This window comes from Devosia enhydra, from assembly GCF_900119845.1.
In the GTDB taxonomy this organism is placed as follows: Bacteria; Pseudomonadota; Alphaproteobacteria; order Rhizobiales; family Devosiaceae; genus FPKU01.
Window position 1 is genome coordinate 762,164 of record NZ_FPKU01000001.1, and the last position, 15,060, is coordinate 777,223.

Below are 15,060 nucleotides of genomic sequence, written 5' to 3' on the forward strand. Positions count from 1 at the left end.
GGCCGCCTCATCTTGCCGAGCCGAGGAGCATTGCTTTTCGAGACAACCGCGCATCGCGAGACTGGCATGGCGCAAAGAGACCCGCCTTCCAAGAGTCGGTGCAAAAGCCGCTATGGAGAGAGGAGGATGGTGGGCCCGGCAGGACTCGAACCTGCAACCAGACCGTTATGAGCGGTCGGCTCTAACCATTGAGCTACAGGCCCATCCTCAGGGCGCGATGCGCATCGGTGATTAGCCCAGTGGCGCCCGGCGATCAAGACAAGGGGGCTGCAATGGAAGGTGTTGGAAAGCGCCTCAAACCATCAAAATGCATTGCGCGGCAGTTGAGAGGTCTTTGCGCGCAGTGCACTCTCGTTTCGCGGCAGAATCAGCCCTCGGCTTGCGTCGGCGAGGCACAACGTCCTGGTAGGCGGCAAGTCCGATGGTCAGACGGTCCTATGGTGTCGTGGCGCTGCTTGTGGGCGCGGTGGTGATCGCGGGCCTGGCTTTCCACCTCACGGCTCTGCGCTCCGAAACCATCCATGTCGCCGAACGCGAGGCGCTCAACCTGCGCGGCGCTCTCGTCGAACATGTCGTCCAGACACTGACCAGCATCGATCTGTCGCTGCTTGGCATCGCGCGCGAGATGTCGGCCTCAAGTGAGGACATCGCGTCGTCCCGCCTCTTGCGGGGCGGACTCGAGACACGGCGGGATGTGTTGAGCAACGTGCTGGCCTATGTCGTCGCGGACGTCGACGGCAAGGTGATCGCCAGTTCGGGCGGCGACTGGATCAATTCGCTCTCTGAACTGGCCCCGCCCGAGTTCTGGTCCGGCGCAGCGGTCAACGACCACACGCTGAGCGCGCCGCGCAGGGACCTCGCCGGGCCGGCCCAGGGACGCTGGGTGACGTCCATGACCCGCGCCATCGAACAGGACGATCAGCGGGTCGGCGTGGTTGTGGCGGTCATCTCGATCGAGCAGCTGCATGCGTTCCAGCGCTCGCTGGTGCCAGGCGATCGCGATACGTCGGGGCTGGTCACCGCACAGGGCATAGCCTTGACGCGCACGCCTTATGACGAGACGGTTCCCGGGCAGGATCTCTCGAACGGCCCCCTGTTCGAGCGGCTGAGGACGGCGGATGATGGCCTCTATCTCGCCGAAGCCCTCATCGATGGCGAACGCCGGATTTCTGCCTATACGCGAGTGCCGGAATTCTCGCTGGTGGCCTATGTCGGTCTTTCGGAGGCGGACAGGCTGGCGAGCTGGACGCTGCTGGCGATCGTCGAGATCATTCTTGCCAGCTTCGTGCTCGTCGCCATCGGGCTGGGCACGATATTTCTCGATCGCAGTTATCGCGCGCGGGAAAAGCTTGCCAGCGAGCGCCAGTCGACGCTGCGCGCTCTGGCGGAGGCAACGGCGATGCTCGTCGCTTCCGAGGGGCCTGCAACGCTGATGGCAAGGCTCGATGCCGTGCTTCTCGCCATCGTGCCGCATCGGCGTGCGAGAGCCCTGCTGTTTTCGACCCACGGTTCCGAGACCACGCCACCACTGAGCGGAGGCGGCGGCATCGTCAGCGCGCCGATCGTGAAGCCGGATGGCAAGGAGGTGGGCCTCATCGAGGCTGTCACGTCCGGCCGCGGGCAGGAGGATGCCGATCTTGTTTGGGCGCTCCGCCAGCTTGGCGCATTGACCGGCCTCGTGCTGGAGCGGCTCGAGGCCGCGATGCGCATCAACGAGGCACTGCAGCGCGCGGAAGCCGAAAGCGAGGAGGCGGACCGGGCGCGCGGCGCTCTCGATGCGATCTACTCAACCCTCACCGACGCCGTCGTCGCCTTCGATTCGCGCTGGCACATCATCTATGCCAATCCCGCCACGCTCGCCCTCACGCAGAGGGGGGCGGACCGCCTGATGGGTCGTTTGGTCTGGCAGCTGTTCCCGGGGCTGCTCGGAACCCCGTTCGAGGATGAGCTCAGGCGCGCCGCGGCGGCGCGCGAGCGGGCGACGTTCGAATTCTATTACGCACCCGAGGCTCTGTGGTTTTCCGTCAACGCATTCCCCCAGGAATTGGGGATGACGGCCATGCTGCGTGACGTCACGGCGCAAAAGGACACCGAGGCGCAGTTGCGCCAGTCGCAGCGCATGGAGGCCGTCGGTCAATTGACGGGCGGGGTGGCGCATGACTTCAACAATCTGCTCACGGTGATCATCGGCAATATCGACGACCTGCTCGAAGACCGTAGCGAGCGCGATCCCGCGACCAGCCAGCTGCGCATGGCCCTCAAGGCGGCGGAGCGGGCCGCTGAGCTGACGCAGCGCCTTCTCGCGTTCTCCCGCAAGCAGGCGCTCGACCCCCGCGCTGTCGATATCAATGGCCTCCTCGGCCAGCTCGAGCCGCTGGTGCAGCGCACCATGGGCGACGCCATCGACATTGTCTTCATTCTCGACAAGGCCATCGATCGGGCCATGGTCGATGCGGGGCAGCTCGAAAGCGCGCTGCTCAACCTGGCGATCAATGCCCTGCATGCCATGCCCGAGGGCGGCAAGCTGACGATCGAGACGAGCATGGCCTATCTCGATCGGGACTATGCCGGCAGCCGGCTCGAGGTGGCCGAAGGCCATTATATCTGCATCTCGGTGACCGATACGGGATCGGGCATGACGCCCGATGTACTGGAGAGGGTGTTCGAACCGTTTTTCACCACCAAGCCGGCGGGCCTCGGCACCGGGCTTGGTCTTTCGATGGCCTATGGCTTCGTCAAGCAGTCCAAGGGACATATCAGCATCTATAGCGAGCCCGCCATGGGCACGACGGTGCGGATCTATCTTCCCCGGGCGCGTGTGGAAGGCGTGGAGGCGAGGCAACTGCCGGAAGCGGTGGCGGTTCCGACGGGCAGCGAACGCATTCTCGTCGTCGAAGACGAGGCTCTCGTGCGCCATCACGCTGTGAACATTCTCACCGGCCTCGGCTATCACGTGGTGGTAGTGGAGGATGGCACGGGGGCTCTCGCCGCACTCGACGGGCAGGAGGTTTTCGATCTCCTTCTTGTCGACGTCGTGCTCGGTGGTGGCCTCACCGGGCGCCAGATTTCGGAAGCAGCCCAGGCGCTACAGGAGGGCATCAAGGTGCTCTTCATGTCGGGCTACACTGAAAACGCCATCGTTCATCATGGCCGGCTGGATCAGGGCGTGCATCTTCTGGGCAAACCCTTTCGCAAGGCAGACATCGCGAAAAAGGTGCGTGCAGTTCTCGACGAATGAACCCTGCCTCAAAAGCACAGGGCGAAAACGCAGGGTCACTTTAACCAAGGCATAAAGGTATTCCCGTATCCACATCCCTCTGGACGGTTGGAGCTGGCATGCCTGCTAAAGTAATGCGGCGTCTGAAATCGGACGAACGGCGATCGGGGGATTGCGCCATGGAGCCGGTTGGGGGAATCGGACCGGGTCAGAGGGTTGTTGTGATCGACGACGACCCCTGGGTCCGTGAGACGCTCGTGCAGATGACGGCCCGCCTCGGGCTCGATGCACACGGGGTTGTTCCGGATGAGAGGGTGTTCGATCAGCTCAGGGACCTCACGCCCGATCTGGTCGTGCTCGATCTCTCGCTGGGACGATCCGATGCAGTGCAGGTTCTCAATCATCTGGCATTGCAGAATTTTTCGGGTCTCGTTCTGCTCGTGAGCGGCATCGACCCGCAGACGCTCGACAATGTCCGGGCCATGGGCGCGCGCCGCGGCTTGCGGATGATGTCGCCACTGCGCAAGCCTGTCAGATCCGCCGACCTCGCCCGGGTCCTATCAGAGGCGACCGAACCCGAGGCCGGAGGCCTCGCGGTTCTCGATGCCCAGCCCACCCGGCGCGTCAACGTCGCCCATGCCCTGGCCCAGGGCTGGCTCGAGCTCTGGTACCAGCCCAAGATCTGCGTTCCGACCGGGAAGGTGGTCGGTGCCGAGGCGCTGATCCGGATGCGGCATCCCGAGCTTGGCATCATCCCGCCCGTATCCTTCGTGCCCGCATCCGGCAGCACCGCCTATGAAGACATGACGCAGTTCGTGATCGAAACGGCATCGCGCCACCACCGCGATCTTCCGATCTTCGCCCAGGGCGTCAAATTCTCGATCAATGCCTCCATCGCGCTCATGCAGAAGTCGACCTTCGTCGACATGATCCGCGATGCCTGGCCCAATCCGTTCGCGCATCCGGGCCTGATCATCGAGGTCACCGAAGACGAAGTGGTGAGCGACATTCTGGCCGCCCATGAGGTTGCCACCCAACTCAAGCTGCACAATGTCGAGCTTTCGATCGATGATTTCGGCTCCGGCTATTCGTCGTTTTCCCGGTTTCGCGAGCTGCCATTCGCCGAACTCAAGCTCGACCGCAGCTTCGTGACGGGCGCCGGCAGCGATCTGCGCAAGCGGGCCGTGTGCCGTGCGGCTTCTGCGCTCGCCCACAGCTTCCATGTGCGCTCGGTTGCCGAGGGCGTCGAAAGCGCCGAGGATCTGGCGGTTATCCGCGATTGCCAGTTCGACGAGGCGCAGGGCTATTATTTTGCCCGGCCCGTGCCGTTCGATGCCTTCCGCACCAGCCTCGTCGACGCCTTCAATCGGCCGGGCAGCGGCGATTTAAAGCGGCATCCGGCCTGAGGCAGACAGGAGGGGCGATGCTGGACGAGTTGCGGGCCTTCCTGGGGCGATTGCGCGGCGCCGGCGAACCGGATCGGGCTGGCGAGGATATCGCCATACCGGCACGGCTTGCCTCCGAGCCGCAACCGGAAGGGGACGAGCCTCAAACCCAGCGCGTGGAGCAGCCGCAGGATTTCGACCTGCGACTGGCGCAACTGAGCAGCGCCGCGCGCGCGGCCGGTGCCGCGGTTGTCGCCGGCGCCGTCGAGATGCTCGGGCTCGATGACATTCGCGCTGCCCTAGGCGATCGCTGGCCAGTGCTCGCCGATGCGATCATGGCGAGCGCCGATCACGAGCTCTCCCAGGCGCTGCGCCCAGCGGATTTCTACCGGCGCAATGGCGATGTCGGGTTCATCGTCTGCTTCGCTGATCTGGGCGTGACGGAGGCGCGCGCGGCCGGTGAGGATATTTCCCAGCGCATCCGTGCCGCCATCCTGCGCGATTTTCCCGAGCTTGCAACAGCCCTCAAGGTCGAACCGTTCATCGCCGAGGTTTCCCCCGAGAGACTGGCGCGGGGTTCCGCGACGAGCCTGATCGAGGCGCTGCACGGGTCGCTCGGCGACATGCGTCACGAAGCCCAGCAGGTCGCCAAGCGCTACCGCGCCTCGCTGGTCACCAATTTCAACCTGATCTTCGTGCCTGCCATCCATGCCCGCAGCCGCGTGACGATCTACAATCGCGCCGTGCTCGAAACGACGGCCGGATGCGCGACGCTCGAGCAGTTCCAGGCCCTCGCCGATGCCAAGCAGGTCACCCAGACCCTGGCCGAACTCGATTATATCGTGTTCACCAAGGCCCTGACGGCGCTGCACAAGGCTCTCAAGAGCCGTCGCGGCGTGATCGTGCTGATCCCGGTGAACTATTCGACGCTGGCGGTGCGGGCGACGCAGGATGAGTATGTGCGCCTGCTCGACATGCTGCCCCCGGCCTATCAGCGCCTCGTGGGCCTCGAGATTTCCGGCGTGCCGGCCACTGCGACCAAGGCTCATCTCACCACCATCGTGGAGCGCCTGCGCCCGCATGTGAAGTGGCTGGCAGTGGATGTGCAGAGCCTCGAAGCGCGCGGCGCGCTGCTTGGCATCGACGGCATCTGGGCCTTGTCCTGCAATCTGGCGGGGGCGAACAGCGCCGATCCGCGATTGCTGCCGCGCCTGCGCGAATTCGTCTCGACGGCCAATGCGTCGCGGCTCAGCACCCTCGCGCATGGCGCCAACTCCATCGGCGCCGCCCTTGCTGCCTGCGATGCCGGCTTCACCTGCGTCGATGGCCCGGCCGTGCACGCAGGGTCCGATGTGCCGCGCGTGGCGGCAGTATCGCCGCCGCAACTGCGCGCCGCCGCCGGCACGACCCGCGCGGCCCGCCGATGGTAACGCCCGCAATGCCGACATTTTTGCCGTCTTCTTCAGGAGAGATCCCCGTGTACGACACCGTCTCCGACCGGCTGGTACTGATCGAATCGCGGCCCGGTTCGCTGGCGGTGGTGGGCGAACGGGCCAACCCGCTTGGGCTGGACTGGCTGGGCATGGAGGCCGGCGACCTGGCGTCTCTTGCGCGCGTGGCGCCCAGCCACATCGCTGTCGACATCGATGGCGGCGATCCCGAGACCGTCCTTCAGTCCGTGGCGCAGGCCGCATCGGCCGCGATGGTCATGCTGGTAGGAAAATGCGATCCGGAGCGCGCCGACCGGCTCGAGCGTCTGGCCTTTGAATTGGGGCTGGCCGTCATCGGGGGCTGCGTCGCGCGAACCGATGTTGACGCGATCGACGGGTTCCTGTCGTTGCAGGGCATGCCGCCCGCCGCTGCCGAAGCGGGGCTCGCGCCAGGGTCCGGCCTCAGTTTGCGGGATGTGGACCTCGCCGCTGCCCTCACCGATGGCCAGCTCTTCATCGTGCTGCATCCGCGCATCGGGTGCTGCGATGGGCGTCTCGATGGCTTCGAAGCTCTCCTGCGCTGGCATCATCCCGAACTGGGGGCTTTGAGCGCGGCGCAGTTCATCGAACAGGCCGAGCGACTGGGCTTGCAGGAATCGGTCACCGACTTCGTGCTGGGGGAAAGCCTGGGCTGGCTTGCCCGTTCGCGCGCCGCCGGCGCCACCATGTCCGTCAATCTCTCGATGGGGTCGCTGGCCGAGCCCGATCTCTGCGAGCGCGTGCTGCATCACTGCGATCGCCATGAGGTGTCGCCGAGCCGCCTTACGCTCGAAGTACAGGCGCAACCCGGTCACCTCGGAGAAGCCTCGCTCGCCGCCATGGCGCGCATGCGCTCGCATGGCGTGCGGTTCGCACTCGATGATTTCGATGTTTCGGAGATGAGCCTGGGGCAGCTCGTCCGGCTGCCCATCGACGACGTGAAGCTTGATCGTCAGACCATCGGGGCGGCTACGGGCAGCGAGGAGACGCGCCGGCTGATCGTCGCGACCGTCGCTGCGGCACGCGCCCTCGGCCTGCGTACGGTTGCCGAAGGCGTCGAAACGCTCGAAACTTTGACGCTCCTGCGGTCCGCAGGCTGCGATCTGGCGCAGGGCTATTTCATTTCGCGGCCGATGCTGCCCCCGGCTGCCCTTGCCTGGATGGGCGCTGCGGCCTGATGTAGCGGCAGAGCACGTGGGCAATGATGGCGGGATGGTAAACTTCCCGTTACGCTTCTCGGCGCTACGGATTGCTCCGGCGCGCAGACATGATTCGCAAGTCGGTTGATCCAGAGGATAACGACGAGATGGGCGGCACAGGCGTCGACCTCCCATTTGATGGCAAGAGCCTGCAACTGCTGTCGCAAGCCGTCGCGCGACTGAAGGATATGGTCGTCATCACTGAGGCGCCCACCCAAGAGGGGGAGGGGCCGCGGATTGTCTTCGTGAACCCCGCCTTCACCCGCATCATGGGTTACGCGCCCGAAGACGTCATTGGCCGCACCCCGCGCTTCATGCAGGGTGGGCGCACGCAGCGCAGCGAGCTCGATCGTATTCGCAGGGCTCTGGAGGCCGGCGAGCCGGTGACGGCACAGGTCATCAACTACACGCGCGCGGGAAGCGAAGTCTGGTTGGACCTCGATATCTCGCCCATCATCGGTGAGAACGGCCGGCCGACGCACTGGATCGCCATCGAGCGCGACATCACCCTGCGCAAGGTCCGTGAGTTGGCGCACGCCACCGAGAGCGCCGTGATCGATATGGTCGCCGCGGGCGCCGGGCTTCAGCCGATCCTCGAAAAGATCACCCGTGCGATCGACAGCCTCTCGCCAAAGGGGCGCTCCTCGATCCTGCTGCTCAATGATGGCGAACGCTATCTGAGCGTCGGCGCGGCACCGAACCTGCCGCAAACTTTCAGCGCCGCCATCGACGGGCTCCCCATCGGACCGGTTGCCGGATCCTGCGGCACGGCCATGCATCGCAAATCGCGGGTCATCGCCACGGATATCGCGACGGACCCTCTCTGGGTGCCTTATCGACGCCTGGCGCTCGACCATGGGCTGCATGCCTGCAGGTCCGATCCGATCTTCGGGCGCAATGGCCGGGTGATCGGCAGTCTCGCGGTTTACTACCCCGATGCGCGCGAGCCCGACCCCATAGATCTGGCGCTGATCGAACGGCTGGGTCGCGTCGCCGGCAATGCGATCGAGCGCATTACTCAGGACCTGGCCCTTCGCGACAGCGAGGAACGGTTCCGGATGGTGGCGCGGGTCGCCGCCGATGTGGTGTGGGACTGGGACATCGCGCGCGGCCGTCTCTGGTTCGGCGAGGGGCTGTCGAGCCATTTCGGCTATGAGCCCGCAGAGCCCGAACTCGGCATCGAATCGTGGCTTCTGCGCATCCATCCGGACGACAGGGAGCGGGTCGATGCCGACCTGCGGGCGTTTGTTGCGTCCAAGCGCTCGTCGTGGATCGGCGAATATCGCCTCATCAGGGCCGATGGATCGGTTGCCCAGGTTCGCGATCGTGGAGCCGTGGTCCGTGATGCGCGCGGACTTGCGACGCGCATGGTCGGCAGCATGGTGGACATCACCAACGAGCAGGCGCTGCAGGAGGCGGTGCTGCGCTCGCAGCGCATGGAGGCGATGGGGCAGCTCACCGGCGGCATCGCCCATGATTTCAACAATCTGCTGACCGTCATTCTCGGCAATGCCGAAATGCTCGGTGAGGCTTTGGCCGATGACCCGCAGCTGGGTGCGCTGGCCGGCATCACGCGCATGGCGGCCGAGCGCGGCGCGGAACTGACGGGAAGCCTGTTGGCCTTTGCGCGAAAGCAGGCGCTCGACCCCAAGCCCACGGATGTCAATCGGCTGGTCTCAGGACTCGACGGGCTACTGCGGCGCACGCTGGGCGAACATGTCGAGATCGAGATCGTTCGCGGTGGCGGCCTGTGGGCGGCGATGGTGGATGGGCCGCAACTGGAAAGTGCAATCCTCAATCTCTGCATCAACGCGCGTGACGCCATGCCCGATGGCGGACTGCTGACCATCGAACTGGCCAATGCCCATCTCGACGATGCCTATGCAGCCATGCACGACGAGGTGTCGCCCGGCCAGTATGTGCTGATCGCCGTGTCCGATACCGGTGTGGGAATGCCAGCCAAAATCGCCGAGCGGGCGTTCGATCCGTTCTTCACAACCAAGGAGATGGGCCGGGGCAGCGGGCTGGGGCTCAGCATGGTGCATGGCTTCGTCAAGCAGTCGCGTGGCCATGTGAAGATCTATTCCGAGGTCGGAGAGGGCACGAGCGTAAAGCTCTACCTGCCGCGCGCCCATCGCGGGGCAACGGGGCTCGAGGCGCCGAGCCCGCCTGCGCGGTCCGTGCGAGGGTCGGGCCGCATCCTGCTGGTCGAGGATGACAGCCTCGTCCGCGAGCATGTCTGCGACCAGTTGAGCGGGCTCGGTTACGAGGTCACCAGCGTCGCCAATGCGCGCGCGGCGCTCGACCTCTTTCAACAGGGCGCGACCTTCGACCTGCTGTTCACCGATGTGGTGATGCCCGGGGGCATGAGCGGCAGGCAGCTGGCCGAAGCGGTACAGCAGATCCATCCGGACCTGCCTGTTCTGTTCACCTCCGGCTATACCGAGAACGCCATCGTCCATCAGGGCCGTCTCGATCCCGGCGTTCACCTTCTGCAAAAGCCCTATCGCCGTGCCGATCTGGCCGCCAAGGTCAAGCAGGTCATGGAGCAGGGCTAGGCCCGACCGGTTCCGCAGCGTCTTTGCCCTCAACCGAGCCAGTCGATCCGCGGCGACGGTGTGCTTTTACCGCGCTCGGCCCCCATGGAACGAATGCTGTGTCGCCCGGTTAACAATGCCTTGAGATAGGCAGTAAAGGACCTTGCCTGCATGCGTGGCATTGTGGCAACACTGCCGGCGCGACAGGGGGATATCGTGAGCGACAAGCTCAAATTTGGCACCAGCGGCCTGCGAGGGCTCGCGGGCGAGCTGCTCGACGGCTCGGCCCAGAGATACACGGCAGCATTCCTGCTCTATCTGCGCGAAGTCGGCAAGGTCGGCTCGGGTGAGGTGTTCATCGCGCGCGATCTGCGCGCCAGCAGTCCCGCCATCGCCGCCGATGTCGCCGCAGCGATCGCGGGCGTTGGCTTGACGCCGGTGGACATCGGTACGTTGCCGACACCGGCGCTGGCACTGCATGCCATGGCCAATGATGCGCCCTCAATAATGATCACCGGCAGCCATATCCCGGCGGATCGTAACGGGCTGAAATTCTATACCCCGCGCGGTGAGATCACCAAGGCCGACGAGGCAGGCATCCTTGCCGCGCTGCCCAAGGCCGGCGGGCCCTTTCCGCCCGCCATACCGCGCGATGCCTTTGCCCAGGCCGGCGATCGTTACAGGCGGCGCTATCTCGGATTGCTGCCGCCGGGTCTGCTCAATGGCTGGCGCATCGGCGTCTTCGAGCACTCGTCAGTCGCCCGCGATATCCTGGTGTCGCTGCTCACCCGAGCCGGTGCCGAGGTTTTGCGGCTGGGCAGGGCCGAGAGCTTTGTGGCCGTGGACACCGAGGCCACCCAGGATCCCCTGTTCAGTGCTCGTCAGCGCTGGATCGATTCCTACCGGCTCGACGGCATCGTCTCCACCGATGGCGATGCCGATCGGCCTCTGGTCATCGATGGCAAGGGCGGCTTCCTACGCGGCGATCTGCTCGGCCTGCTGACGGCGCGGCTCGTTGGCGCCCAATCCATCGTCACCCCCGTGACATCGAATTCGGCAATCGAAACCAAGGGCGGCGTTGCCAATGTCCGCCGCACCCGGGTGGGTTCGCCCTATGTGATCACGGGCATGGAGGGTGCACGTGCCGGCAGCGAGGGCGTCATCGTCGGCTTCGAGGCCAATGGAGGAGTGCTGCTGGGCGACACGGTGACCGTCAATGGCGTGACGCTGGCCGCTCTTCCCACCCGCGACGCGGTTCTGCCAATCCTGGCGGCCTTGAGCATTGCGGCGCAAAGCCGGTGCGGGCTTGCCGATCTCACCGATGCCGTCGGCCTCAGCCATGCGCTGAGCGACAGGATCCAGGACGTCAATATCGATAAGGCCGCGGAGTTCGTCCGTCGCCTCACCAAGGAAACGAGCTACGCCGCCGCCTATTTCGTCGGCGCGGGAAAGCCGGTCGGTCTCTCGAGCATCGATGGACCGCGGTTCCGGCTCTCGGGCGGCGAGATCGTGCATTATCGCCCCTCCGGCAACGCGCCGGAGCTGCGATGCTATGTCGAAGCCAAGACACCGGAGCGTGCCCGGACTTTGCTTGACTGGGGCCTCAAGGCCGCGGCCGAAGCGGTCGGCGGCACGCGCTGAAGCCTCCTCGTCGCTCAGACGGGCTCGGGGGTGTAACCGGCGTCCGTGATGGCCGTCCGGGCGATCCTTGCGTCGCCTGACACGCTGACGATGTGGTGTTCGAGGTCGATGTCCACCGCAGCGTCGGGCAGGGCCTTGGCAAGAGCATTGCGTACGGTGCCGACGCAGTGGCCGCAGGTCATGTCGTTGACCTGAAAGCGGGCAGGGGCCTGTTCAGTGGCCATGATGGTCTCTTTGGTTGGCGAGGTCATTGAGGATCGGACAGTCCGGACGATCATCGCCCGAACAGCAATGCACCAGGTGGCGCAGGGTATCGGTCATCGCCTGCATCTCGGCGATGCGCTTTTCGAGATCGGCAACATGCTGCACGGCGATGGCTCTGACATCGGCGCTGGATCGGGTGCGATCCTGCCAGAGTGCCAGCAAAGCCTCGGTCTCCGGCATGGAAAAGCCGAGGTCGCGCGCGCGCCGGATGAAGCGCAGCCGATGCACGTCCTCCGTGCTGTAGACGCGGTAGTTGTTGCCGGTGCGCAGCGGCGCGCGGATGAGCCCGATGGACTCGTAATAGCGGATCATCTTGGCGCTGACACCCGATGCGCGAGAGGCTTCGCCGATATTCATCGCCCAGCCTCCCCGCCGATGTTTACGCCACGCAGCCGCAGCGCGTTGCCGACCACGAACACACTCGAGAGCGCCATCGCGCCGGCTGCAAGCATGGGCGACAGAGAAAGGCCGAACGCCGGATAGAGCAGGCCGGCGGCCACTGGGATCAGCAGCACGTTGTATCCAAATGCCCAGATGAGGTTCTCGGCGATGTTGCGCGTCGTCGCCCGGCTAAGCGCGATGGCCTTGGGAACCCCCATCGGATCACCGCCGACCAGCACCACGTCGGCGCTCTCCATCGCGATTTCGGTTCCGGTTCCCATGGCGATGCCGATATCGGCCGCTGCCAGCGCCGGCGCATCGTTGATGCCGTCGCCGACAAAGGCAACCCGGCCATTGGCGCTGCGCAGGGCGTTGACGATATCGGCCTTGTCGCCGGGCAGAACCTCGGCTCTGACATCGGCGATACCCAGCGTTTCGGCGATGGCGGCGGCGGTGCGGGCATTGTCGCCGGTAATCATCGTGACGCCTATGCCCCGTCCGCGCAACTGCCTGACGGCAGCGGCGGCGCTGGGCTTCAGCGTGTCGGATATGGCAAAGAGCGCGGCGAGGCGCCCGTCTATGGCGAGATAGACCGGCGAAGCCCCGATGCCGGAGAATTTGGCGGCGGCGTCGGCGAGCGCAGTCGTGGTAATGCCCTCGGCGGCAAGATGTCGGGCGGCGCCGACCAGAATCTCATGCCCGTCTATACGTGCCGAAATCCCGTGCCCCGCCGTGGCGGCGAAGCTATCGGCAGGGGCGAGCGACAGACCGCGCACCTTGGCCGCACGCACCAGCGCGTCGCCCAGAGGGTGCTCGGAGTTCTGCTCCGCCGAGGCCGCCAGGCGCAGCGCGTCGGCTTCATCGAACCCCTCGGCCATCGCGATGCCGGTGAGTTCGGGGCGTCCCACGGTCATTGTGCCGGTCTTGTCGAATGCGACGTGGCGAACACCGCCAAGGCCCTGCAGGGCATCGCCACGGCGGAACAGCACGCCCAGCGCCGCTGCCCGGCCGCTTCCCACGAGGATCGATGTCGGCGTGGCCAGTCCCATGGCACAGGGGCAGGCTATGATCAGCACGGCCACCGCATGGGTCATCGCCAGCGAGACATCGCCAGTCAGCACCAGCCACACCCCCAGAGTGAGGATCGAAAGGCCCAGCACGGCCGGCACGAACCAGTAGGTGATCTTGTCGACGAGCAACTGGATCGGCAGCTTGTCGGCCTGCGCGTCCTCCACGAGCCGGATGATCTGCGCCAGCGTGGTATCGGCGCCGATCCGCTCGGCACGAAAGCGGAAACTGCCATTGGTGGCGATGCTTCCGCCGATGGCGGTGTCGCCGGGTGAGCGCGATACGGGCACCGGCTCGCCGGTCAGCATCGATTCATCGATATGGGAGGCTCCCGAAATGATCGTGCCGTCGACAGGCACGCGATCGCCCGGCCGCACTTCGAGGATGTCGCCGACGGCGATGGCCTCCGCGGGAATGTCGAGCACAACGCCGGCCTCGACGCGGCGCGCGCGCGGCGCCTGCAACTGCGCAATGGCGCGGATGGCCTCGCCGGCACGGCCCCGGGCACGTGCCTCGAGCAGTCGTCCGAGCAGGATCAGGGTGACAATGACGGCCGCGGCCTCGAAATACACCCCGCCCTGGCCAGCCGGCAGCAGCGTCGGCAAGAACGTCGCGATGCTGGAATAGGACCAAGCCGCGAGCGTGCCGATCGCGACCAGTGCGTTCATCTCCGGCGCGCCGCGCAGCAGCGCCGGTATGCCCTTGGCGAGAAATCGAAATCCGGGGCCGAACAGCACTGCCGTGGCAAGGGCGAAGTAGGCGATGTTCAGCGTCGCTTGAGGCACGAGCCCCAGCAGCCAGTGATGCATGCCGGGAACGAGATGGCTGCCCATTTCGAGCATGAAAAGCGGCAGCGTCAGCGCGGCTGCGATCGAGAGATCGCGCAGGAGGCCGGAATCTTCGTCCTCGTGCCGATGGTCATGAGCCGCACCGGAAGCAGCCCGCTGCTCGTGCGGCACGGCCTCATAGCCGGCTGCCTCGATGGCGGCGGTTATGGCAGGGACCGCGGTCTCGCGATTGTCGACCATCACAGTGGCCCGCCCAGTCGCCAGGTTGACGGACGCGGACCTGACATCGGGCAGCTTGGTGATGGCCCGCTCGACGCGCCCCACGCAGGACGCACAGGTCATGCCCTTTACATCGATATCGATGCGGGTGGCGGCGGATGTCACGGCAGAGTTCATGGCAACTCCCCTTTCGCCACCTCATGTAGGGATTGCCATCATGGGAAGGTCAAGGGGGCACTACGAGGGCCGCCGGCTATTCTCTTATGACGATGAAAACCGCCGCGCTCGCCATCATCAGCGCGGCCGACTTGTTGAGTCGCGACAAGGCCTTCGGGCTGCGGAAGAACTCCCGTGCCGCCGCAGCCAGAGCCGCATAGGCGCAGCCCACCGCCAGCAGCACCACGGTCACTATGATGACGAGTTCGGTGAAGGCGAGGGCGGTTACGGGCCGGTCGAGCGGCAGCAGGGTCGGCAGCAGCGCCAGATAGAACACGATGGTCTTTGGATTGCCCAGCGTCAGCGCAAAGCCCGAGAGAAATGTCCGCAGAGGCGTCTCGGGAGCACGCGCGCCGATCTGTTCCTTGCCGGGCCGCGCACTCCAGAACGTCCAGGCGATATAGAGCAGATAGGCCGCGCCCGCCCAGCGGATGAGGGTAAAGGCCTGCCCGAACCAGGTGGCCACGGCAGCCAGCCCGAACACGGCGAAAACCAGATAGATGAGGTCGCCGGCCAATATTCCCAGCACCATGAAGAAGCCGGCCTTGAAGCCCCCGCCCAGCGCCCGCGCCACCACCGCTGCGACACCCGGCCCGGGCACGATGACGGCAATGGCATAGGCTAGCGTGAAGGCGGCGAGGGTGACGAAATCCATCTGGGCAACTCCAAAAGCGGG

General features: G+C 65.6%; 10 protein-coding genes and 1 tRNA gene. 6 read left to right on the forward strand and 5 right to left on the reverse strand.

Going from position 1 to position 15,060, the window contains the following annotated elements; genetic code table 11:
- Positions 1 to 127 precede the first annotated feature (127 nt).
- Positions 128 to 203: transfer RNA gene (locus BT183_RS03775), tRNA-Ile, on the reverse strand.
- 218 nt (positions 204 to 421) lie between these two features.
- Here BT183_RS03775 and BT183_RS03780 point away from each other — a divergent pair.
- The 6 genes from BT183_RS03780 (at position 422) to BT183_RS03805 (ending at position 11,448) form a co-directional block, all read left to right on the forward strand.
- Positions 422 to 3,238 (forward strand): ATP-binding protein, encoded by a 2,817-nt coding sequence (locus tag BT183_RS03780; RefSeq protein ID WP_084603225.1) that lies wholly within the window; start codon positions 422 to 424, stop codon positions 3,236 to 3,238.
- A 200-nt stretch (positions 3,239 to 3,438) separates the two neighbouring features.
- Entirely contained in the window at positions 3,439 to 4,623 is a 1,185-nt protein-coding gene (locus BT183_RS03785; protein ID WP_072339153.1) for an EAL domain-containing response regulator, read from the forward strand.
- A gap of 17 nt (positions 4,624 to 4,640) precedes the next feature.
- A complete protein-coding gene (locus tag BT183_RS03790) occupies positions 4,641 to 6,032 on the forward strand; it encodes a hypothetical protein (RefSeq protein WP_072339155.1) in 1,392 nt (463 codons plus the stop codon).
- A gap of 47 nt (positions 6,033 to 6,079) precedes the next feature.
- On the forward strand, positions 6,080 to 7,249 hold the full coding sequence (locus BT183_RS03795; RefSeq protein ID WP_072339157.1) for an EAL domain-containing protein: 1,170 nt from the start codon (positions 6,080 to 6,082) through the stop codon (positions 7,247 to 7,249).
- Positions 7,250 to 7,338: 89 nt separating this feature from the next.
- A complete protein-coding gene (locus BT183_RS03800) occupies positions 7,339 to 9,828 on the forward strand; it encodes a PAS domain-containing protein (RefSeq protein WP_072339159.1) in 2,490 nt (829 codons plus the stop codon).
- A gap of 192 nt (positions 9,829 to 10,020) precedes the next feature.
- A complete protein-coding gene (locus BT183_RS03805; RefSeq protein WP_072341480.1) occupies positions 10,021 to 11,448 on the forward strand; it encodes a phosphohexomutase domain-containing protein in 1,428 nt (475 codons plus the stop codon).
- A 14-nt stretch (positions 11,449 to 11,462) separates the two neighbouring features.
- Here BT183_RS03805 and BT183_RS03810 read toward each other — a convergent pair whose 3' ends face one another.
- The 4 genes from BT183_RS03810 to BT183_RS03825 all read right to left on the reverse strand — a co-directional run bounded on the left by BT183_RS03810 (position 11,463) and on the right by BT183_RS03825 (position 15,039).
- On the reverse strand, positions 11,463 to 11,672 hold the full coding sequence (locus tag BT183_RS03810) for a heavy-metal-associated domain-containing protein (protein ID WP_072339161.1): 210 nt from the start codon (positions 11,670 to 11,672) through the stop codon (positions 11,463 to 11,465).
- The gene (gene cueR / locus BT183_RS03815; protein ID WP_072339163.1) at positions 11,662 to 12,069 is read right to left on the reverse strand and encodes a Cu(I)-responsive transcriptional regulator; all 408 of its coding nucleotides are present in this window, start codon (positions 12,067 to 12,069) and stop codon (positions 11,662 to 11,664) included. Before cueR ends, BT183_RS03810 begins: the two co-directional genes overlap by 11 nt.
- Positions 12,066 to 14,345, reverse strand: coding sequence for a heavy metal translocating P-type ATPase (locus BT183_RS03820; RefSeq protein WP_072339164.1), 2,280 nt, complete (start codon positions 14,343 to 14,345; stop codon positions 12,066 to 12,068). The genes cueR and BT183_RS03820 overlap by 4 nt, the downstream gene beginning before the upstream one ends.
- 76 nt (positions 14,346 to 14,421) lie before the next feature.
- Positions 14,422 to 15,039, reverse strand: coding sequence for a LysE family translocator (locus BT183_RS03825; protein ID WP_072339166.1), 618 nt, complete (start codon positions 15,037 to 15,039; stop codon positions 14,422 to 14,424).
- Between the last annotated feature and the right edge of the window lie 21 nt (positions 15,040 to 15,060).